This window comes from Stenotrophomonas sp. T8 (assembly GCF_051853085.1).
Classification (GTDB): domain Bacteria; phylum Pseudomonadota; class Gammaproteobacteria; order Xanthomonadales; family Xanthomonadaceae; genus Stenotrophomonas; species Stenotrophomonas sepilia.
This window is the reverse complement of sequence record NZ_CP195329.1, coordinates 21,277-42,336: the sequence shown is the minus strand read 5'-3', so window position 1 is coordinate 42,336 and position 21,060 is coordinate 21,277. Positions and strand designations below refer to the sequence as shown.

Sequence of the window (21,060 nt, the reverse complement as noted above, 5' to 3'; positions counted from 1 at the left end):
TCTCCTGTCTGTTTCGTTGTTGCCAAGGTTGCCGGCCAGCGGCCGGCACTACCGGGGTTTCCGGCCGGCGGCCGGATTTACCGGGTCAGTCCCGCGAGCGTTCGATGATCACGCCCACCGCGCGCGCGCCGCGCACTGCGCCGGGCTTGCTCAGCTTCAGCCGCAGCCACTTCACGTCGAATTCGTCCAGCACGATCTGCGCGCAGCGCTCGGCCAGCGTCTCGACCAGGCCGAACTCCGACTCGCGCACGAACTGCTCCAGGCGCTTGCTCACCGCCTTGTAGTTCAGGGTGTGGGCGATGTCATCGGTGGCCGCGGGGCGACGGTTGTCGAAGCCCATTTCCAGGTCGAACACCAGGTCCTGGCGGATCCGTCGTTCCCAATCGTAGATACCGATCAGGGCGTCGATCGTCAGCCCTTCGATGAAAACCTTGTCCATTGCGCTTACCGGCACGAATACAGGAAGCCATGGTAACGGCACGGCGGTGAGCCTGCCCGGAACGGGCGGTGGGCGGCCGGCAGGGACGCGGCTCCAGAAAAGACAAAGGGCCCTGCTAGCGGGGCCCTTTGGTACTACCGTTTGTCCCCGGGGGGAGCTGAAATCCAGCCGCGAGTCCCGGTGGCGCAGGCACGCAGATTAGGCAAGGACCAGATCGCCGGTCAAGGCCAATTCCGACAGGGCAGGTCAGGTATTCGTCCGAGGCAAAACGCAGAAGTTCAGCCGCGCGGACAACGACGTTCCCTGATGGTCGCCGCGGCCCACTCTCGCAGACATCGATCCCTCCTTCACCACCGCACATGACGATGGCTCCATACGATGTACTGCGGCGCGCGTTGTCAGCGGAGCGTCTGTCTACTTACGAGAGAATCGCATCGACCTGCAGCCGCGACGTCACAGCCGAATCCCTGTACCTGTGGAACATGCGGATGTGCAGTGCTCTGATGATGCCGGTCCATCTGTGCGAAGTGGTCACCCGCAACGCCGCTGCAGCGGTGCTCGCCAGGCAGCATGGCCCGCGTTGGCCCTGGAATGGTGCCTTCCGACGGAGGCTGCCAACCTCATCCAGTACTTCTCCGCGCACGGCACTGGAACAACTTGCCAGCCGCGTAACCGATACACCTGGGATCGTCGCCAACCTGCCGATGGTGTTCTGGCAGCAGCTCTTCACCTGTCGCTTCGACTCCACGCTTTGGATACCCGCACTCAGCAGGGTTCTGCAGCATGCTCCCTCTGCTCATCCCAGTGCCGTCAGGAAAGCCATCCATGCGGATATCGGACGCATCCGCCACCTGCGCAACCGCATCGCCCACCACGAACCGATCCTCGAGCGCGACATCGGCGCCGACCTGGCCGCGATCGGGCGGCTGATCCATGCCCGCTGCCCACACACGCTGGGCTGGCTGCAGCGCCATGAGCGGGCGACAACCGTGCTGGAGGCGTCGCCGTTGGTAGTGCATCGGTAATGCGTCCGCCGGCCGTGGCCCGACGCTACCGGTTCACACCGCCGGCAGGGTCGCCATGTCCCAGCGCGGGGTCACATCCACCTTCGGCGGGCTGTGCTGGCCAGCCTGCAGCCGCAGCGCGCCAGCGAAGGCGATCATCGCGCCGTTGTCGGTGCACAGTGCAGGCCGCGGGAAGCAGGCGCGGCCGCCGAGGCGCTCGGCCATCTGCTGCAGGCGGGCGCGCAGGCGCTTGTTGGCACCTACACCGCCGGCCACCACGATCACATTGGTCCCGGCCGCTTCCAGCGCGCGCTCGCACTTGATCGACAGGGTCTCGACCACCGCGTCCTCAAAGCCCCGGGCAATGTCGGCGCGGGTCTGCTCGCTCTGGTCGCTGTCGCGCCAGGCCATCAGGACCTGGGTCTTCAGGCCGGAGAAGCTGAAATCCAGCCCCGGGCGGTCGGTCATCGGCCGCGCGAAGCGGTACGCGCCCGGCGTGCCCTGCTCGGCCAGCCTGGCCAGCTGCGGCCCACCGGGGTACGGCAGGCCCATCAGCTTGGCAGTCTTGTCGAAGGCCTCGCCGGCCGCATCGTCCAGGGTTTCGCCCAGCAGGCGGTACTGGCCGATCGCATCCACCGCCACCAGCTGGGTATGGCCACCGGACACCAGCAGCGCCACGAACGGCGCTTCCGGCGGGTCGTCTTCCATCAGCGGAGCCAGCAGGTGGCCTTCCATATGGTGTACGCCGACGGCCGGTACCTCCAGCGCCCAGGCCAGCGATCGGGCCACGCCGGCGCCGACCAGCAGCGCGCCAACCAGGCCAGGACCGGCCGTGTAGGCCACGCCATCGATATCGCCTACACCCAGACCGGCTTCGGCCAGGGTCTGGCGCACCAGCGGCAGCAGCTTGCGGACGTGGTCGCGGCTGGCCAGCTCGGGCACCACGCCACCGTATTCGGCGTGCAGGGCGATCTGGCTGTAAACCGCATGGGCGCGCAGGGCCGCGCTGCCGGCCAGGTCGGTGTCATACACCGCCACGCCGGTCTCATCACAGGAAGATTCGATGCCAAGGACTCGCATGCCTGCTATTATGACGCCCCTGCCGTCCCCTCGGGGAACGTGCAGATCTCACTGCTTTCGAACCGCCGGCCCGTATTCAGGGTTGGCCGCTTGCAGTTTGTCGATTCGCCGCTATAATGTGCGGCTCGCCGGGCGTGACCCGGTTCTACTGTGTCCCGGAGATTCCATGCCCAGCGTCAAAGTCCGCGAGAACGAGCCCTTCGAGTTTGCTCTTCGCCGCTTCAAGCGCACTTGCGAAAAGGCCGGTGTGCTGGCCGAAACCCGCAAGCGCGAGTTCTACGAAAAGCCGACCCAGGAGCGCAAGCGCAAGGCCGCCGCTGCTGTGAAGCGTCAGCTGCGCCGCTCGTCGCGCGACGTCACGAAGCGTCAGCGCCTGTACTGATCGGACGCATCTTCATTGCGGCGGGCCTGCCCGTCGCGATGGAGCCGAAGCCGGCACGCGCGAGCGTCGCCGGCTTTTTGCGTTTCCGGGTTCGGGCATCCGCCCCGCCCCACCTACCACCACGAGGTTCCTCATGAGCATGAAGCAGCAGCTCACCGAAGACATGAAGGCCGCCATGAAGGCGGGCGAGAAGCACAAGCTGGGCGTGATCCGCCTGATCAATGCCGCCATCAAGCAGCGCGAAGTGGACGAGCGCATCGAGCTGGATGACACCGCCGTGATCGCCGTGCTCGACAAGATGGTCAAGCAGCGCAAGGACTCGGTCAGCCAGTACGAAGCGGCCAACCGCGAAGACCTGGCCGAGATCGAGCGCGCCGAGATCGTGGTCATCGAAGCCTACCTGCCGGCCAAGATGGGCGAAGCCGAGATCGTGGCCGCCATCCAGGCCGCCATCGCCGAGACCGGCGCCTCCGGCCCGGCCGACATGGGCAAGCTGATGGGCGCACTGAAGCCCAAGCTCGCTGGCCAGGCCGACATGGGCCTGGTGTCCAAGCTGGTCAAGCAGCAGCTGGCGTAATCCGGTACACGGAGTCGGATCCCTTTCGCAACGCGAAAGGGCTCTGACCCCATTGATGCACCCGCTTCACCGCACCTTCGTCGGTCGCCTGCTACAACCACACCCATGGTTGAACCCGAGCCCAACGTTCCCGTGTCCCTGCACAAGTACCTCAAGCGCCTGCAGGACAGCTTTCCGATGGCGGTGGCCAAGCGCTTCATCGACGTCGACGTGCTGACCCAGGCCGCCTCCGTTTCCTTCTACGCCCTGCTGTCGATGGCCCCGCTGCTGGTGCTGCTGCTGTGGTTGACCGCTTCGCTGTACCCGCCGGCACAGCAGGCGCTGATCGACCAGATCAGCTCGGTGGCTGGCAGCAGCGCCGCTACGGTGGCCGAAACCGTCCTGAAGAACGCCGACAACCAGCCCGACGTCGGCTCGTTGGCGGGGCTGTGGAGCACGCTGCTGCTGTTCGTCGGCGCCACCGCCGTGTTCGCGCAGCTGCAGAACGCGCTCAACCTGATCTTCCGCACCAGTGGCGAGCGCCTGGAGGGCATCAAGGCCTGGCTGCGCAAGCGTGTGTTCTCGTTTGGCGTGGTGCTGGCCCTGGGCTTCCTGCTGATCCTGTCGATGACGGCCACCACGGTACTGCAGGTGGCCTTCGCGCAACTGCCCTCGATCCTCCCCGCGCTGGGGTACGTCACCAGCCTGCTGCTGTACGCGGTGGGGTTCGCCTTCATGTACCACTATCTGCCCGACCGCCGCGTGGCGTGGCGCCAGGCCTTCATCGGCGGCGTCATCACCTCGGCACTGTTCGCACTGGGCCGCTATGGCATCGGCGTCTACATCGCCACCGTGGCCCCCGGCAGTGCCTACGGCTCGATGGGCGCCCTGGTGATCTCGCTGGTCTGGATCTATTACGCGACCGTGGTCTTCTTCGTTGGCGCGCTGATGACCGCGGTGATCGATGAGCGCCTGCGCGCGCGCCATCACCTGGCCGCCGCCGGCATCGATCCGGCCACCGCCAGCCAGGTGCCCGACAGGGGGTAAACTAGGCCGACCGCCCCCGGTTCCGTCGCGTGGTCCTGTACCGCGCCCTGCCCTGCTGCCCATGGCCCGTATCCCCGACGCTTTCATCGACGACCTGCTGGCCCGCACCGACATCGTCGAGGTGGTGGGCAGCCGCGTGCCGTTGAAGCGCCAGGGCAAGGAATACGCCGCACGCTGCCCTTTCCATGACGAGCGCTCGGCCTCGTTCACGGTCTCGCCCACCAAGCAGTTCTATCACTGCTTCGGCTGCGGCGCGCACGGCACCGCGATCAGCTTCCTGATGAACTACGACCGCCTCGAGTTCCTCGACGCGGTGGATGAACTAGCCAAGCGCGCCGGCATGGAAGTGCCGCGCAACGAGAATCCGCGCAGCCCGCAGCAGCAGGACGACAGCCGCGAGCTGTATTCGGCACTGGATGCCGCCGCCCGGTTCTTCCAGAAGAACCTGGAAAGCAGCGACAAGGCACGCAGTTACCTCGATGGCCGTGGCGTGGACGAAGAGAACCGCGCGCGCTTCCAGATCGGCTACGCGCCGGACGGCTACAGCGGCCTGCGCGACGCGCTCGGCAAGGACGAGCGGCGCATGAAGCTGCTCGACCGCGCCGGCCTTTTCTCGAAGAACGACCGCGGCCACGTCTACGACAAGTTCCGCGACCGGGTGATGTTCCCGATCTTCGACCGCCGTGGCCGGGTGATCGCCTTCGGTGGCCGCGTGTTCGAGAAGGACGACGGCCCCAAGTACCTCAACTCGCCCGAAACCGCGCTGTTCCACAAGGGCCGCGAACTGTACGGCCTGTGGCAGGTGCGCCAGGCCAACCAGAAGATCGAGCGGTTGATCGTGGTCGAGGGCTACATGGACGTGGTTTCGCTGTTCCAGTTCGGCGTCACCCAGGCGGTGGCCACGCTGGGTACGGCGACCACGCCGGACCACGCCGAGCTGTTGTTCCGCAACGCACCGGACGTGTTCTTCTGCTTCGACGGCGACGCCGCAGGCCGCCGCGCCGGCTGGAAGGCGCTGGAGTCGGTGCTGCCGCGCATGAAGGATGGCCGCCAGGCCTTCTTCCTGTTCCTGCCCGATGGCGAGGACCCGGACACCATCGTGCGCAAGGAAGGCGCCGAGGCCTTCAACGAGCGCCTGAAGCAGGCCACGCCGCTGTCGCAGTTCTTCTTCGATGAACTGACCCGTGAGATCAACCTGGGCACGCTGGACGGCAAGGCGCGCCTGGCCGAACGCGCAAAGCCGATGCTGGCGCAGATTCCCGACGGTGCCTTCGGCGACCTGATGAAGCAGCAGCTGGCGCAGCTGACCGGCCTCGGTGGCACTGCCCAGGCCACGCGCGCGCCGATGCCGCAACGCCAGCCACATCGGACGATCCAGCCGGTGGCCAAGCGCAGCCTGGTGCGCGGCGCGATCGCCGTGCTGCTGCAGCAGCCGTCGCTGGCGCTCACCCTGGGCGGAAAGCATCACTTCCAGGGCCTGCGACTGCCGGGCGTGGAGCTGCTGCTGGAACTGCTGGGGCTGGTCGAACAGCGCCCGGACATCAGCACCGGCGCCCTGCTGGAACACTTCGACGGCCGCGAGGAACAGGCGTCGCTGCATACGCTGGCCGCTCAGACGCTGCCCGGCACCGAGGCCAGCTGGACCCAGGAACTGCACGACGCGGTGGCACAGCTGGAGAAACAGCTGCTGGTGCAACGTCTGGAGGAGTTGTTGGCAAAGCAGCGCCAGCAGGGCCTGGACGATACTGACAAATACGAACTGCGCGAGCTGCTGAAGGCCCGCGCCGGGCTGCGCCTGTAGCGGCAGAACGTTTTCACGGAGAGGACCATGCTGCTGCGCCTGACCTGCCTGCTGTTGTTGTCGCTCTGCCTGCCACTGGCGGCCCTGGCCACAGATGGCCCGCTCAATGAAGTCCGCCCGGGCCTGTATGCCGGCGGCCAGCCCTCCGCCGCACAACTGCGCGAACTTGCCGCGCAGGGCGTGCGCACCGTGATCGACCTGCGCCAGCCCGGCGAGGACCGGGGTTTCGACGAAACGCGCGTTGCCGAATCATTGGGCCTGCGCTACGTGCGCATTCCGGTGGCCGGTGCCGAGGGGCTCGATGCCGCCAACGTGCGCGCCGTGCACCAGGCCCTGCGGCAGAGCCAGGGGCCGGTGCTGCTGCACTGTGCGTCCGGCAACCGCGCTGGCGCCGTGCTCGGCCTGGTCAACGCACGCTACGAACATGCCAGCCCCGAACAGGCCCTTCAGCTGGGCCAGCGTGCTGGCCTGACCTCGCTGGAAGCCGCCACCCGCCAACGCCTGGCCACGCCGGTCATCTCGCCCTGAACTCTCCGCACCAAGGACTCTGCCCACCATGACCCGCTGGTGGTCGCGCCTGCGACCGGACAACTTCACCCTCGCCCTGCTGTGCACGGTTGGCCTGGCCTCGCTGCTGCCGATGAAGGGCGCCGCCGCCATCGTCCTTGATGACGTCACCACCGTCGCCATCGCCGCGCTGTTCTTCCTGCACGGCGCGCGCCTGCCGCGCGAGTCGATCATTGGCGGCATGCTGCACTGGCGGCTGCACCTGACCATCCTGGCCTGCACCTTCCTCCTGTTCCCGCTGCTGGGGCTGATGTTCAAGCCGCTATCGGGCTGGCTGCTGACCCCGGAGCTGTACCTGGGCGTGCTGTTCCTGTGCACCCTGCCCTCCACCGTGCAGTCGTCCATCGCGTTCACCTCGATGGCGCATGGCAATGTGCCCGCAGCGGTGTGCAGTGCTTCGTTGTCGAGCATCCTCGGCGTATTCCTGACGCCGCTGCTGCTGACCGCGCTTGCGGGCACCTCCGGTGGCGTGCACGACCCGCTGCATGCGATCGGCGGCATCATGCTGCAGCTGCTGGTGCCGTTCGTGGCCGGCCACCTGCTGCGGCCGTGGATTGCCGGTTGGGTGGAAAAGCAGCGCGCGCTGCTGCGTTACACCGACCAGGGCACGATCCTGCTGGTGGTGTATTCGGCGTTCGGTGAAGCGGTGACTGAAGGCCTGTGGAGCAAGACGCCGCTGCTCTCGCTGCTGGCCGTGGCGGTCGTGGCCGCCGTGCTGCTGGGCATCGCCATGCCGCTGATCACCTTCATCGCCCGCCGCCTGCGTTTCAACCGCGAGGACGAGATCGCCATCGTGTTCTGCGGCTCGAAGAAGAGCCTGGCCACCGGCGTGCCGATTGCCAAGGTGCTGTTCGCCGGCGGCAGCCTCGGCGCCATCGTGCTGCCGGTGATGATCTACCACCAGATCCAGCTCATCGTCTGCGGCGTGATCGCGCAGCGGTACGCGAAGCGCGCGCCCTGACCCGACGGGAGGACATCCACGCATGGCGTGGATCTACTGTAGAGCCGAGCCCGCGCTCGGCTGACACCTGTGATCCGGAGTAGATCCACGCCATGCGTGGATGGTTTGCCTGACGCTACGGATCCACCAGCGTCCCGACGCTCAGTTCCGGCATCCATACCCATAGGTCGTACGGCCGTTCCGCACCGGCAGCGACCCACGGCCCCGTGGCAACCTGCTCTCGAAGTGGCCGCGCCATGCAACCGCCCGCGCATCCCCACGTCTGACCACGTTGCGCGCCCAACCGTACGCTGTAGATATCCAGGTCCCGCAGCTGCGACGCCATCGGATGCATCTGCATTTCTGGCGGCATACCTTGCGGCCTTTGCAGCATCGCGTGCACGTTACCAGTCAGCACCAGCATGCGCGCATTGGCCGGTAGGCCTCGATAGAGCCGCCGCAACTCGGCTGCCATGAGGTCATCGCGTACCTGGTTTCCGCCCTTGCTGGCGTTGACGTCATAGCCAACGACGTCGATCACACGTCCCTGCGACTTCAGCACGCGCAGGCTTTCGATCATTGCCAGCATGTCGCGGCTGCGACGGCCGTCATGCTGGTCATCGCGCAGGGTCCAGAACGCACGCCCGCGCAGATGCTGGCGTGCCTTCTCCCCGCCATCGGAAGCCAGGTAATCGCGCAGCGTGGGGGTTTCCCCGCGTGGCAGTTCCAGCGCCAGCAGGACCGGCCCGGTGCGGCTGTAGCCGTCCACCAGCTGCCGCACCAGCAGCGGCGTCTCGCGGGTTCCATGGAATTCGCCCAGCACCAGCTGGCGATGGTCAGCGGCGTATTGGCGGATCTGCGCGGTAGTGTCGTCGGCATGCGCGGTCACGGCCATGCCCAGCGCCAGCATCAGCGCGGTGGTCCAACGGAAGAACGAGTGCATCCCTGCTGCTTCCTTTCCCTGGGGTCAGGAACAGCAATGGCGACGCCACTGGAAGAGATCAAGTGTAGAGCCGAGCCCACGCTCGGCTGCTCTTCCAATCCCCCCTCAGCCGAGCATGGGCTCGGCTCTGCAGGTGGCGCTTCACAACCAGGGCAGGATCCAGTGGTCGACCAGCAGGAAGGCGAACAGCGCCATCAGGTACACGATGGAGTAATAGAACATCTTCATCGAGAACAGCTCATCCGGCGGGTTGAGCATGCGCCAGGCATACCAGAGGAACACCGCGTTGAGCACGATCGCGCCGCCCAGGTAGAACGCACCACTCATGCCCACCAGGTACGGCAGCAGGCAGACCAGCGCCAGCACCACCGAATACACCATGATCTGCTTGCGGGTATGCACCACGCCGTGGGTCACCGGCAGCATCGGGATCTCCGCCTTGGCGTAATCCTCGCGGCGGAAGATCGCCAGCGCCCAGAAGTGCGGCGGCGTCCAGATGAAGATGATCAGCACCAGCAGCGACGAGTACGCCCAGTCCGACGAGCCCTGCATGCCGGTCACCGCAGCCCAGCCCAGCATCGGCGGCATCGCGCCGGCCAGGCCCCCGATGACGATGTTCTGCGAGGTCGCGCGCTTCAGGTACACGGTGTAGATCACCGCGTAGCCGATCAGCGAGGCGAAGGTCAGCACTGCAGTGATCAGGTTCACCCACAGCACCAGGATGGTCATCGACAGCACGATCAGCACGCCGGCGAACACCAGCACCTGCCATGGCTTGACCTTGCCGACCACCAGCGGGCGCCACGACGTGCGTGCCATCTGCGCATCGATGTGCGCATCCAGCAACTGGTTGATCGCGGCGGCCGCCGAAGCGGCCAGCCAGATGCCGAGGAAGCCGAGCAGGCCGGCGCGCACCTGCTCCCAGCTGGGCACGCCCGGGATAGCCAGGACCATGCCGACCAGGGCAGTGAAGACAATGAGGGCGACGACCTTGGGCTTGGTCAGGTCCCAGTACTGGCGGTAGTTGGAAAACATGGAATCAGTCCGGGGCGCGCAGGCGGGCCAGCAGGCTGACCAGCACGAACAACAGGGCAACGGCCACGCCGTTGTGGGCCACGGCCACTTCCAGTGGCAGCGCCAGCTTCACATTGAGGATGCCGAGGGTGACCTGCAGCACCAGCAGCGCGATCAGCGCGCTGGCCCAGCCGCGCATGCTCGGCAACCGGAACAGGCGCACGCCCAGCCACAGCAGGTAGATGGCCACCACCACCGCGAACAGGCGGTGCGCCATCTGGATGGCGATACGCGAGGCGCCATCCAGCACGCCGCCTTCGTAGTCCACGCCGATGCCACGCCACAGGGTGAAGCCTTCAACGAAGTTGTGCTGCGGCCACCACTGGTTGGCACAGCGCGGGAAGTTGTCCAGCGATGCACTGCCGCCGCCGCAGGCCAGCGCCGCGTAGTTGGCACTGACCCAGCCGCCCAGTGCGATCTGGGTGACCAGCACCGCCAGGCCGATGCGCAGCAGCCACTTCAGCTTCGGTGCCTCGGCCAGGGTGATCGGCATGTGCGTCGCACGCCAAGCCATCCAGGCCAGCAGCGCGAACATCAGCATGCCGCCCAGCAGATGGCCCATCACCACGATGGGTTTGAGCAGCAGGGTCACCGTCCACATGCCCAGCAGGGCCTGGAAGATCACCACCGCCAGGGTCAGCAGTGCAGCGCGTGCCAGGTCGATGTTGCTCCAGCGCAGCGCGGCGATCAGCAGGATCGCCTCGCCGACCAGAGCCAATGCGCTGGCGGTGCCATGCCAGCCCATCATGTACAGCGGTATGCCAGCGGCCACCAGTACGCAGGCGGTCACCACTGCCGTGGTCCCAAAGCGGCGCTTGCGCGTGGCCAGCAGGGCCAGGGTCAGGATCTCGATGCCCAGCGCGCCGGCCAGGAAGCGGTGCACCTGCTCACGCCAGGCCTTGTGGGTCTCCAGCGGGCGGATCTCCGCCGCCGGGTGGCCGATGGTCTCTTCCACGTGCTGCGGCCAGGTGGCCTGGCCATAGCAGGTCGGCCAGTCCGGGCAGCTCAGGCCGGCATCGGACAGGCGTACGAACGCGCCGAACATGATCGTGCTCGCGGTCATGATCATGGCGAACCACGCCAGGCGGTGGAAATTGCGGTGCAGCGCCGGACGCGCGGAAAGGCTCATCAAACGGGACTCACTTCAGTTTCAGCAACGTGGCCATGTCCTTGCGCAGGCCACCCAGGTCACTGCCGGGGGCATGGCGCATGATCACGAAGCCGTTCGGATCGATCACGTAGACCGGCAGTCCCGCCGGATCATCGACGCCCGGCAACGCCGCGCGCAGGGCTGGCGACGGAGCCAGCGGCCGCAGCGCGGGCAGCGAGGCGATCGACGCCGGTGGCGTACCCAGCCACAGGATCTCGACATTATCGGCGTTATGGCCGAACAGCTGCCACACCTTGCCCAGCCCCTGCGACAAAGTGACGCACTGCGCGTCGCAGGCACCGGCCGGTGCCACCAGCAGGCGCCAGGTGCGGGCCTCGGGGTTCCAAGGATAGGGCTGGCCACTGGCCAGGGTCGGCGCCTGCTGGCGCAGATCGACCGGCGGCTTCAGCAGCTGTCCCGCATTGCGGTGGCCGGTGGGCTGCCAGCCGGAGAAGCGCAATACCGCGGCCAGCGCCATCGCCCCGAAGAACACGGCAAACAGCAGCACCAGGGTCCGGCGGCCGGAGCCGCGCGCCTGCGGGGACGTAGCAGTGTTCATGCGGGGCATTTTCTCATGGTTGGGTAAACGATGCCGGTAGTGCCGGCCGCTGCCCGGCATCCACGAATCCGGGAATCCGGGGATTGCCGGCCAGCGGCCGGCACTACCGGGCGATGGGCCGTCTCCTGCGCCGCTCCAGCACCAGCGCCACCACCAGCACGGTCAGGGCCAGGCCGAACCACTGCACGGCGTAGCCCAGGTGTCGCTGAGGCGGCAGCGTGTTCGGCAGCAGGTCCAGATCGCGCTCGTCGCCGAAGGGCAGCGCCGGGTCCAGTCGCAGGACCCGCTCGGGCAGCGTTGGCAGGCCCAGCGCTGCGGCGAGGCCCTCGGCCGGCAAGCGGCTGGCCAGCCAGCGCCCGGCCTCACCGGTGGCGGAGAACGCCGGGCCCAGTACCAGCCCCGCCGAAGGCGGTGGCGCCAGCAACCCGCGCACCGCCACCGGCGAAGGCGGCGCCGGTATGTCCGGCAGCGTGCGATCCGGCGGCAGCGCGCGCCAGCCAAGATCGACCAGCAGCACGCTGCCTTCGTCACTGCGGAACGGGCGATAGATCTTTACGCCGGCACGGCCATGCCGGGTCTGGTTGTCCAGCAGCACCACGCCAGGCAGGAAGCGGCCGTGGTCGGCCACACCGTGCAACGCACCGGGGGCTGCCAGGGCCTGCGCCAGCGGCAGCGCCTGAGCCACCGCTGGCCCCTGCGCATCCAACATTGACTGTTTGGCATGCATGCGCTGCAGCTGCCACAGCCCCAATGCAGTGAAACCGGCCATCGCCAGCACGGCCAGCAACCATCCGATCACGCGTGTGTGCTGGCGCATCATGACAAGTCCGCGCAAACGCGGTCAGATAGGCGCACCCACCCTGCCCTCGAGCCGCGCATGAGTGATTCGCTGAAGACCCTGCTGGTAATCGCGTTTCTGATCGTCATCGTCTGGAACCTGGGCGCCGGCCTGTATTACCTGCTGGTCGACCGCGGCCAGACCAAGCGCACGGTCAACGCACTGACACGTCGCATCACGGTGTCGGTGGCGTTGATCGTACTGGTGATCGTGAGCATCTACATGGGCTGGATCAAGCCGCACGGCGTCGGCGGCTGAGGCCACCGATGCGTGCGTGGTCAAAGCACGTAGACGAACAGGAACAGCATCAGCCACACCACGTCGACGAAGTGCCAGTACCACGCGGCCGCTTCGAAACCGAAATGGTTGTCGCGGGTGAAGTGTCCCTTGGCCGAACGCAGCCACATCACGATCAGCATGATCGTGCCCAGCAGCACGTGCGCGCCGTGGAAGCCGGTCAGCATGAAGAATGTCGAACCGTAGATACCCGAACCGAGCGTCAGGTTCAGTTCCTTGTAGGCGTGGATGTACTCCTCCGCCTGCAGGGTCAGGAAACCGAGGCCGAGCACCACAGTCAGGCCCAGCCAGATCAGCAGCTGGCGGCGGTTGCCGGCCTTCAACGCGTGGTGGGCGATGGTCAGGGTCACGCCGGAGGTGAGCAGGATCAGCGTATTGATCAGCGGCAGGCCCCACGCCGGGATGGTCTGGAAGGCACCACCGATCGCCGCCGGGCCATTGGTCGGCCATCCGGCGGAGTAGCCCTGCCAGAGCAGCTCGTTGGTCATCACCCCGCGGCCTTCGCCGCTCAGCCACGACAGGCCCAGGTTGCGGGTGTAGAACAGCGCGCCGAAGAACGCGCCGAAAAACATCACCTCGGAGAAGATGAACCAGATCATCCCCATCCGGAACGAGCCATCGACCTGGTGGTTGTAGTTGCCGGCCTGCGATTCGCGCACCACGTCGCTGAACCACCAGAACAGGGTCAACACCAGCATCGCGATGCCGATGTAGAACGTCCAGCGCCCCCAGCTGGCGTCGTTGAGCCAGCTGGCCACACCCACCATGGTCACCATCATCGCGATGGAGCCCACGAAGGGCCATTTGCTCTGGGCCGGGACGAAGTACACGTTGGCGTCGGTCGGTGTCTGGGCCATGTCGGTATCCGGGTCAGGGTGCGGCGTGCGCGCCGTCCGAGGTGGCGGCCGGGGCCAGCCGATCGGACAACGCGTCGTTGCGGTAGAAGGTGTAGGACAAGGTGATCGTCTTGATTTCCGGCGGCAGGTCCGGATCGACGATGAAGCGCACCGGCATGTCGCGCTTCTCGCCGGCCTGCAGCGTCTGCGCGGTGAAACAGAAGCACTCGGTCTTGCTGAAGAAGCCCGACGCGCGCGCCGGCGCCACCGAAGGCACCGCGCTGCCAACGACTGCCTGCTGGCTGTCGTTGCGGGCGAAGTACAGCGCCTCGTTGAGTTCGCCGGGCACCACATCCATGGTCAGCTGCTCGGGATGGAACGACCACGGCAGGCGCGAATTGACGCCGCCATCGAACTCCACCCGCACGGTACGCTTGCCAGCTGCAGCACCCGTACTGGCTTCACCACCCGGGCCGCGTTCCAGGCGCACGCCGAATACCTTCTCGCAGGCAATGCGGTACAGCGGCACCAGCGAGAAGGTCAGCAGGAACACCGCCACTGCCACGCCGATCAGGCGCGGCAGCCCGGCACTGGGTGACCGCGTGCTGGCCGGTGCCTCGCTCATCGGCCGATCACCCCGCTGAGGATGAAGCCGACGTAGACCACCACCGCGATGGCGCCGACCCACATCGCCGTGCGCCGGGCACGCTGGCGCTGCTGTTCGATGCTTCCGCCCTGGTAGGGCCGACCGCTGGTCGGCTGCTCTTCGTAGTTGTAGAGCCGAGCCATGCTCGGCTGCTTTTCGTCAGCCGGGCATGGCTCGGCTCTACAGGTCTGCAGTGGGCTCTCGTTATGCATGCCCCACCTCAATGCGTGATGTCGTCATGCGCCAGATCCCCCGGACGGATGGTCGGCGGCGTGGTGAAGGTGTGCGCCGGTGCCGGCGATGGCAGCGTCCACTCCAGCCCGCGTGCACCTTCCCAGCTGCGTGCTTCGGCCTTCTCGCCGTTGCGCAGCGAGGACAGCAGGATCGCGGCCATCATGAACGGCGTGACGAACATGCCGAACGCACCGATCGAGCTGATCAGGTTCCAGTCGGCAAACGCTACGCTGTAGTCCGGAATGCGACGCGGCATGCCGGCCAGGCCGAGGAAGTGCTGCGGGAAGAACAGCAGGTTGACGAACACGATCGACCACCAGAAGTGCACCTTGGCCCACTTCTCGCTGTACATGCGCCCGGTCCACTTCGGCCACCAGTAATACACCGCCGCGATCAGCGCGAACACCGCGCCGGTCACCAGCACGTAGTGGAAATGCGCAACCACGAAGTAGGTGTCGTGGTACTGGAAGTCGGCCGCCACGATCGCCAGCATCAGGCCGGAGAAGCCACCGATGGTGAACAGGATGACGAAGGCCACCGACCACAGCATCGGCGCCTCGAAGGTGAGCGAGCCCCGCCACATGGTGCTGACCCAGTTGAACACCTTCACGCCGGTCGGGATCGAGATCAGCATGGTGGCGAACATGAAGTAGATCTCGCCGCCCAGCGGCATGCCCACGGTGAACATGTGGTGGGCCCAGACGATGAACGACAGGAACGCGATCGCGGCGGTGGCGTACACCATCGCCTGGTAGCCGAACAGCGGCTTGCGGCTGAAGGTCGGGATGATCTCGCTGACCACGCCGAAGGCGGGCAGGATCATGATGTAGACCTCGGGATGGCCGAAGAACCAGAAGATGTGCTGGTACATCACCGGGTCACCGCCACCGGCGGCGTTGAAGAAACTGGTGCCGAAGAACTTGTCGGTCAGCAGCATGGTCACCGCACCGGCCAGCACCGGCATCACCGCGATCAGCAGGAAGGCGGTGATCAGCCAGGCCCAGCAGAAGATCGGCATCTTCAGCAGGTCGATGCCCGGCGCGCGCATGTTCAGCACGGTGGCGATGATGTTGATCGCACCCATGATCGAGCTGATGCCGGCCACGTGGATTGCGAACACGCTGAAGGCCACGTTGTAGCCGCCCTGCAGCGACAGCGGCGGATACAGCGTCCAGCCACCGGCCGGTGCACCACCCGGCAGGAACAGCGTCAGCAGCAGCAGGCTGAAGGCCACCGGCAGCAGCCAGAACGACCAGTTGTTCATGCGCGGCAGCGCCATGTCCGGCGCACCGATCTGCAGCGGGATCATCCAGTTGGCCAGGCCGACGAACGCCGGCATCACGCCGCCGAAGATCATCACCAGCGCATGCACGGTGGTCATCTGGTTGAAGAACTCGGGCTTGACGAACTGCAGGCCCGGCTGCGCCAGCTCGGCGCGGATCACCACGCTCATCGCCGCACCGATGATGAACATGATGAAGCTGAAACCCAGGTACAGCGTGCCGATGTCCTTGTGGTTGGTCGAGAAGAACCAACGCTCGAAGAAGCTCTGGTGGTGATGGTGATCGTCGTGCCCAACTGCCGAGTGCGCCATTGCAAAACACCTCTCAGAATCGGTTGTCACCGCGGCCGCGAGCGGCCGCGGGCTTTACATCACGCGCCGCTGGCCGCAACCGCAGGTGCGCTGCCGGCTTCGGCAGCAGCAGGTGCCGCCGGTGCTTCGATCGCAGGGGCAGCCGGTTCTGCAGGTGCCGCAGGGGGGGCGGGTTCGGCAGCCGGCGCCGGCTTGCGCTGCGCCAGCCACTGTTTGAAGTCCTCCTTGGACACCGCCTCGACCACGATCGGCATGAAGCCGTGGTCCTTGCCGCACAGCTCGGCGCACTGCCCGCGATACACCCCGGGCTGCTCGATGCTGGTCCAGGCTTCGTTGATGAAGCCGGGGATGGCGTCCTGCTTCCAGCCCAGCGCCGGTACCCACCAGGCGTGGATCACGTCGTCGGAGGTGATGACGAAACGCACCTTGGTATCGACCGGCAACACCAGCCGGTTGTCGACGTCCAGCAGGTAGTGCGGATGGCTTTCGCGGGTCGGCACGATGCCACTTTGCCGCACGCGGTCGGACTCGCGGTCCAGGCGGCTGGTGAAGGTGACGTTCTCGCCGAGGTATTCGTACTTCCACATCCACTGGTAGCCGGTGACCTTGACCGTCATCTCGGCATCGCGGGTGTCGTACATCTTGATCAGGTTGGCCGTGGCCGGCCACGCCATCACGATCAGGATGATCACCGGGATCACCGTCCAGATGATCTCGGCCTTGGTGTTATGGCTGAAGGTGGCGGCGACTGCGCCCTTGGATTTGCGGAACTTGAAGATGGCGTAGGCCATCGCCCCGAACACGATGACGCCGATCACCGTGCAGATGATCAACGACAGGTTGTTCGATTCCCAAGCCAGGCGCGAGGTCTGGGTCACCCCCTTGCCCATGTTCAGCTGCCACGGCTTGGGATCGGCCGCCTGGGCCCAGGCCGACGCCGGAATCAGTCCCCCGGTCGCCAGCATCGCGGCGACCGCGTTCACGCACTTCGTGCCCCACCTGCTGCTTTGCTTCATTGCCTAGACCCTTAGCGTCGTCGGTTGCCGCCATCGCTGGCGGCGAGCAAGCTTTCAAGTGTCTCTGCGAGCGTCTGGCGTTCGGCCGGCGCGAGGAAACTCCCCACCTCCACCTGCCGGCCGCTGGATGCCAGCCGGACCCTCTCATCGTCGGTGAGCAGGCGCACCCAGTGCGGGTGGGCCCGGAACACCGGCGATCCACCGGGTACGGGGATGACCTCCACGTACGCCGTCACTACCCGGATCTCCTCCTGCCGTTCACCGCTGCGCCACAAGGCACGCAGCGCCGCTGCCAGCACCAGGCTGTACAGCAGCGCGAACAGGGGGGCGAATGCATTGCCGGCCCACCACCCGAGGGCGGACACCAGCCACATCGCACCCGACAACACGGTGAACAACAGGACGAACTGCCGGGCATCGAGCGCCCGTGGGGGACGCAGCCGCAGCTGCGTACCTGACCCATCCGGAGCTGGAAGCACCTCGATCATGTCGCAACCGCGTTCCTGCCGCGGGAAACGTCTCGATGGTAGCCCCGCCCTCTCGCAGGTAGCAAGGGTGCATTCACACATTTTCCGATGCTGCAACACAGCATGAGGTCGGCGGCACGAATGACGAATTCAGCACAAATTTTTCCGGGTTTGCTGAACACGCCGAATCCACCACGGTTAATAGCTATCAGCCCTTCATGAAGGTGTCTGCGGGGCACTTCCGGAACCCGCAAAAATGATTAAAATCGCCAAGTTTTCCACTGGCCGGACCGGCATGAACGCACCTTCCTCCCTCCCTGCCGCCCACGACGCCCCGCGTCCGGGCGCGCTGCTGTCGCCGGAACTGCCGGCGCCCCCCAACCCGTTCCGCCAGGCCATCACCGATGCCTGGTTGAAGGACGAGGCCAACCACGTCCGCGAGCTGCTGGCGCAGGCGCGCCTGCCCGCCGAGGAACAGGCCAGGGTGCAGGCGCTGGCCGCCGACCTGGTCGGCCGCGTGCGCGTGCGTGCCAAGGACCAGGGCGCGATCGAAGCCTTCATGCGCCAGTACGACCTGGGCAGCGAAGAAGGCGTGCTGCTGATGTGCGTGGCCGAGGCCCTGCTGCGCATTCCGGACCAGGACACTGCCGACAAGCTGATCCGCGACAAGCTGGCCGATGCCGACTGGGAAAAGCACCTGGGTGGCAGCGACTCGGTGCTGGTCAATGCCTCCACCTGGGGCCTGATGCTGACCGGCAAGCTGGTGCAGATGAACGACGCCACGCGCGCCGATGCGCCCAGCGCATTCAAGCGCCTGGTCGGCCGCGTCGGTGAGCCGGTGGTGCGCCTGGCCGTGCGCCAGGCGATGAAGATCATGGGCCACCAGTTCGTCATGGGCCGCACCATCAGCGAAGCGCTGGCGCGCTCGCACAAGGGCGACAACGCCAGCTACCGCTACTCGTTCGACATGCTCGGCGAAGGCGCGCTGACCATGAAGGACGCGCTGCGCTATCTGGAAGACTACCGTCGTGCGATCCACGCCATCGGCGGCGATCACAAGGCCCGCGGTGGCCGTCCGGACGGCGACGTCAACAACGCTCCGGGCATCTCGATCAAGCTGTCGGCGCTGTACCCCCGCTACGAGCACGCCAAGCGCGAGCGCGTGCTGAAGGACCTGGTGCCGGGCGTGCTGGAACTGGCACAGCTGGCCAAGAGCTACGGCATCGGCTGCACCGTCGACGCCGAAGAGTCCGACCGCCTGGAACTGTCGCTGGACATCATCGAGCAGGTGTTCTCCGACGCCTCGCTGGCTGGCTGGGATGGCTTCGGTGTGGTCGTACAGGCCTACCAGAAGCGCACGCCGTACACGATCGACCACCTGGCCGACATGGCACGCCGTGCCGGTCGCCGCCTTCAGGTGCGCCTGGTCAAGGGCGCCTACTGGGATGCCGAGATCAAGCGTGCGCAGATCGAAGGCTACCCGGGCTACCCGGTGTTCACCCGCAAGCAGAACACCGACGTGTCCTACCTGGCCTGCGCCAAGCGGCTGTTCACCCATGCGGACGCGATCTACCCGATGTTCGCCACGCACAACGCGCACACGATCGCGGCCGTGCGCAGCATCGCCAACGGCGGCGTGTACGAGCACCAGAAGCTGCACGGCATGGGCGACGACCTGTACGCCGAAGTGGTGCCGGCCGACCGCTTGAACCTGCCCTGCCGCGTGTACGCCCCGGTCGGTTCGCACGAAGACCTGCTGCCGTACCTGGTGCGCCGCCTGCTGGAAAACGGCGCCAACTCCAGCTTCGTCAACCGCATCACCGACGAGCGCGTGCCGATCGCCGACCTGATCCGCGATCCGGTCGAGATGGTCGCCTCGTTCGAATCGATTCCGCATCCCAAGATCCCGCTGCCGGTTGACCTGCTGCGCAGCCAGAACCACGACAGGAAGAACTCCATGGGCGCCAACCTCGCCAACGACAACGAACTGCGCGCCCTGGCCGAGCAGCTCAACGCCGCCGTGAAGCCGTGGCAGGCCTCGCCGCTGGTACCGGGTGCCAACCCGGCCGGCGCCGCGCTGCCGGTGACCAACCCGGCCGACACCCGCGAGGTGGTCGGCCAGTGGCTGGCCGCCGATGCCGCCACCGTGCAGAAGGCCCTGGCCAACGCCGTGGCTGCGCAGCCGGCCTGGAACCGCACCCCGGCCGCCAGCCGCGCCGCCATCCTCGAGCACGCTGCCGACCAGCTGGAAGCGCGCATGCCGGAGTTCATGGCGCTGTGCGTGAAGGAAGCCGGCAAGAGCCTGCCCGACAGCATCGCCGAAGTGCGCGAAGCCGTGGATTTCCTGCGCTACTACGCCAAGCAGGCGCGCGAGCAGTTCAGCCACGCCGAGAAGCTGCCCAGCCCGACCGGTGAATCCAACGAGCTGCAGCTGCACGGCCGCGGCGTGTTCGTCTGCATCAGCCCGTGGAACTTCCCGCTGGCGATCTTCCTGGGCCAGGTCGCCGCTGCTCTGGCCGCCGGCAACAGCGTCATCGCCAAGCCGGCCGAGCAGACAAACCTGATCGGCTACTACGCGGTGAAGCTGCTGCACGATGCCGGCGTACCGGCCGAGGTGGTGCAGTTCCTGCCGGGCGACGGCGCCACCGTGGGTGCGGCGCTGACCGCCGACCCGCGCGTGGCCGGCGTGGCCTTCACCGGCTCCACCGAGACCGCCCGTGCGATCAACCGTGCGATGGCCGCGCGTGACGCCGCCATCGGCGTGCTGATCGCCGAGACCGGTGGCCAGAACGCCTTCATCGCCGACTCCTCGGCGCTGCCGGAACAGCTGGTCAAGGACGCGATCGGTTCGGCCTTCACCTCCGCCGGCCAGCGTTGCTCGGCCGCGCGCGTGCTGTTCGTGCAGGACGACATCGCCGACAAGGTGATGACCATGCTGGCCGGCGCGATGAAGGAGCTGAAGGTTGGCAACCCGGGCCTGCTGTCTACCGACGTCGGCCCGGTGATCGATGCCGACGCGCTGAAGATCCTGCAGGACCACGCCGAGCGCATGGACCGCGAAGCGCGCCTGATCGCCGCCGCCGAGCTGTCCGCCGAAGCCGCCAATGGCACCTTCTTCGCACCGCGCGCGTATGAACTGAAGGACCTGGGCCAGCTGCAGAAGGAAGTCTTCGGTCCGGTTCTGCACGTGATCCGCTGGAAGGGCGACCAGCTCGACGCGGTGATCGACCAGATCAACGCCACCGGCTACGGCCTGACCCTGGGCGTGCATTCGCGCATCGACGAGACCGTTGACCGCATCAGCAACGGCGTCCATGTCGGCAACGTGTACGTCAACCGCAACCAGATCGGCGCGGTGGTCGGCGTGCAGCCGTTCGGCGGCCAGGGCCTGTCCGGCACCGGCCCGAAGGCCGGCGGCCCGCACTACCTGCTGCGCTTTGCCACCGAAAAGACGGTGACGGTGAACACCACCGCCGCCGGCGGCAACGCCTCGCTGCTGACCCTGGGCGACTGATCGCCTGCTTGGTGCGGCAAACAAGAAACCCCGCGAATGCGGGGTTTTTTGTGCTTTGCTTCCTGTAGAGCCGAGC

General features: G+C 66.6%; 22 protein-coding genes. 9 read left to right on the top strand and 13 right to left on the bottom strand.

The genetic code is table 11. The features are described 5' to 3' along the window. Positions 1 to 85: 85 nt before the first annotated feature. Positions 86 to 439 carry a dihydroneopterin aldolase gene (gene folB / locus ACSDHM_RS00205; RefSeq protein WP_005415016.1) on the bottom strand — a complete coding sequence of 118 codons (354 nt, stop codon included), beginning with the start codon at positions 437 to 439 and terminating at the stop codon, positions 86 to 88. Between the two features lie 359 nt (positions 440 to 798). On the opposite strand from folB, the gene ACSDHM_RS00200 reads away from it, so the two are divergent. After that, positions 799 to 1,464, top strand: a complete 666-nt coding sequence (locus tag ACSDHM_RS00200) for a hypothetical protein (RefSeq protein ID WP_439426535.1) — start codon at positions 799 to 801, stop codon at positions 1,462 to 1,464. 33 nt (positions 1,465 to 1,497) lie between these two features. Here ACSDHM_RS00200 and tsaD read toward each other — a convergent pair whose 3' ends face one another. Further along, positions 1,498 to 2,523 (bottom strand): tRNA (adenosine(37)-N6)-threonylcarbamoyltransferase complex transferase subunit TsaD, encoded by a 1,026-nt coding sequence (gene tsaD, locus ACSDHM_RS00195; protein WP_049426946.1) that lies wholly within the window; start codon positions 2,521 to 2,523, stop codon positions 1,498 to 1,500. A gap of 166 nt (positions 2,524 to 2,689) precedes the next feature. Here tsaD and rpsU point away from each other — a divergent pair, with 166 nt between their 5' ends. From rpsU to ACSDHM_RS00165, 6 genes are all read left to right on the top strand, one after another. Then, positions 2,690 to 2,905: a 30S ribosomal protein S21 gene (gene rpsU, locus ACSDHM_RS00190; RefSeq protein ID WP_002808376.1), complete on the top strand. Its 216-nt coding sequence runs from the start codon at positions 2,690 to 2,692 to the stop codon at positions 2,903 to 2,905. 133 nt (positions 2,906 to 3,038) lie between these two features. Beyond that, a complete protein-coding gene (locus ACSDHM_RS00185) occupies positions 3,039 to 3,482 on the top strand; it encodes a GatB/YqeY domain-containing protein (RefSeq protein WP_005415013.1) in 444 nt (147 codons plus the stop codon). Between the two features lie 105 nt (positions 3,483 to 3,587). Then, positions 3,588 to 4,508 carry a YihY/virulence factor BrkB family protein gene (locus ACSDHM_RS00180; protein ID WP_005415012.1) on the top strand — a complete coding sequence of 307 codons (921 nt, stop codon included), beginning with the start codon at positions 3,588 to 3,590 and terminating at the stop codon, positions 4,506 to 4,508. Between the two features lie 61 nt (positions 4,509 to 4,569). Next, positions 4,570 to 6,309, top strand: a complete 1,740-nt coding sequence (gene dnaG, locus ACSDHM_RS00175) for a DNA primase (RefSeq protein ID WP_134968965.1) — start codon at positions 4,570 to 4,572, stop codon at positions 6,307 to 6,309. A gap of 27 nt (positions 6,310 to 6,336) precedes the next feature. After that, the gene (locus ACSDHM_RS00170; RefSeq protein WP_088496631.1) at positions 6,337 to 6,837 is read left to right on the top strand and encodes a fused DSP-PTPase phosphatase/NAD kinase-like protein; all 501 of its coding nucleotides are present in this window, start codon (positions 6,337 to 6,339) and stop codon (positions 6,835 to 6,837) included. A gap of 28 nt (positions 6,838 to 6,865) precedes the next feature. After that, positions 6,866 to 7,837 (top strand): bile acid:sodium symporter family protein, encoded by a 972-nt coding sequence (locus ACSDHM_RS00165; RefSeq protein WP_065179432.1) that lies wholly within the window; start codon positions 6,866 to 6,868, stop codon positions 7,835 to 7,837. A gap of 115 nt (positions 7,838 to 7,952) precedes the next feature. Here the strand turns inward: ACSDHM_RS00165 and ACSDHM_RS00160 are convergent, their stop codons facing one another. The 5 genes from ACSDHM_RS00160 to ACSDHM_RS00140 form a co-directional block, all read right to left on the bottom strand. After that, complete coding sequence (locus ACSDHM_RS00160) at positions 7,953 to 8,759, bottom strand: calcium-binding protein (protein ID WP_439426534.1); 807 nt, start codon at positions 8,757 to 8,759, stop codon at positions 7,953 to 7,955. A 141-nt stretch (positions 8,760 to 8,900) separates the two neighbouring features. Continuing rightward, positions 8,901 to 9,794, bottom strand: coding sequence for a heme o synthase (gene cyoE / locus ACSDHM_RS00155; protein ID WP_061480359.1), 894 nt, complete (start codon positions 9,792 to 9,794; stop codon positions 8,901 to 8,903). A gap of 4 nt (positions 9,795 to 9,798) precedes the next feature. Further along, on the bottom strand, positions 9,799 to 10,962 hold the full coding sequence (locus ACSDHM_RS00150) for a COX15/CtaA family protein (protein ID WP_111201297.1): 1,164 nt from the start codon (positions 10,960 to 10,962) through the stop codon (positions 9,799 to 9,801). A gap of 10 nt (positions 10,963 to 10,972) precedes the next feature. Beyond that, on the bottom strand, positions 10,973 to 11,542 hold the full coding sequence (locus ACSDHM_RS00145; protein WP_069140018.1) for a hypothetical protein: 570 nt from the start codon (positions 11,540 to 11,542) through the stop codon (positions 10,973 to 10,975). A 103-nt stretch (positions 11,543 to 11,645) separates the two neighbouring features. After that, positions 11,646 to 12,362 carry an SURF1 family protein gene (locus ACSDHM_RS00140; protein WP_072169022.1) on the bottom strand — a complete coding sequence of 239 codons (717 nt, stop codon included), beginning with the start codon at positions 12,360 to 12,362 and terminating at the stop codon, positions 11,646 to 11,648. A 57-nt stretch (positions 12,363 to 12,419) separates the two neighbouring features. Here ACSDHM_RS00140 and ACSDHM_RS00135 point away from each other — a divergent pair, with 57 nt between their 5' ends. Next, entirely contained in the window at positions 12,420 to 12,638 is a 219-nt protein-coding gene (locus ACSDHM_RS00135) for a twin transmembrane helix small protein (RefSeq protein ID WP_188241552.1), read from the top strand. Between the two features lie 20 nt (positions 12,639 to 12,658). On the opposite strand, the gene ACSDHM_RS00130 is transcribed toward ACSDHM_RS00135, so the two are convergent. From ACSDHM_RS00130 to ACSDHM_RS00105, 6 genes are read right to left on the bottom strand one after another with little or no spacing between them, the layout of a single operon-like run. Continuing rightward, on the bottom strand, positions 12,659 to 13,534 hold the full coding sequence (locus tag ACSDHM_RS00130; protein WP_005407793.1) for a cytochrome c oxidase subunit 3: 876 nt from the start codon (positions 13,532 to 13,534) through the stop codon (positions 12,659 to 12,661). Positions 13,535 to 13,547: 13 nt separating this feature from the next. Further along, positions 13,548 to 14,138 carry a cytochrome c oxidase assembly protein gene (locus ACSDHM_RS00125; RefSeq protein WP_053498717.1) on the bottom strand — a complete coding sequence of 197 codons (591 nt, stop codon included), beginning with the start codon at positions 14,136 to 14,138 and terminating at the stop codon, positions 13,548 to 13,550. Then, on the bottom strand, positions 14,135 to 14,371 hold the full coding sequence (locus ACSDHM_RS00120; protein WP_072169020.1) for a hypothetical protein: 237 nt from the start codon (positions 14,369 to 14,371) through the stop codon (positions 14,135 to 14,137). Before ACSDHM_RS00120 ends, ACSDHM_RS00125 begins: the two co-directional genes overlap by 4 nt. 8 nt (positions 14,372 to 14,379) lie before the next feature. Beyond that, positions 14,380 to 15,987, bottom strand: coding sequence for a cytochrome c oxidase subunit I (ctaD, locus tag ACSDHM_RS00115; protein ID WP_005407790.1), 1,608 nt, complete (start codon positions 15,985 to 15,987; stop codon positions 14,380 to 14,382). Positions 15,988 to 16,046: 59 nt separating this feature from the next. Next, on the bottom strand, positions 16,047 to 17,003 hold the full coding sequence (coxB, locus tag ACSDHM_RS00110; RefSeq protein WP_111008235.1) for a cytochrome c oxidase subunit II: 957 nt from the start codon (positions 17,001 to 17,003) through the stop codon (positions 16,047 to 16,049). Positions 17,004 to 17,014: 11 nt separating this feature from the next. After that, complete coding sequence (locus tag ACSDHM_RS00105) at positions 17,015 to 17,491, bottom strand: DUF2244 domain-containing protein (protein ID WP_072169017.1); 477 nt, start codon at positions 17,489 to 17,491, stop codon at positions 17,015 to 17,017. A gap of 274 nt (positions 17,492 to 17,765) precedes the next feature. On the opposite strand from ACSDHM_RS00105, the gene putA reads away from it, so the two are divergent. Then, positions 17,766 to 20,984, top strand: a complete 3,219-nt coding sequence (gene putA / locus ACSDHM_RS00100; protein WP_072169016.1) for a bifunctional proline dehydrogenase/L-glutamate gamma-semialdehyde dehydrogenase PutA — start codon at positions 17,766 to 17,768, stop codon at positions 20,982 to 20,984. Positions 20,985 to 21,060: the final 76 nt, after the last annotated feature.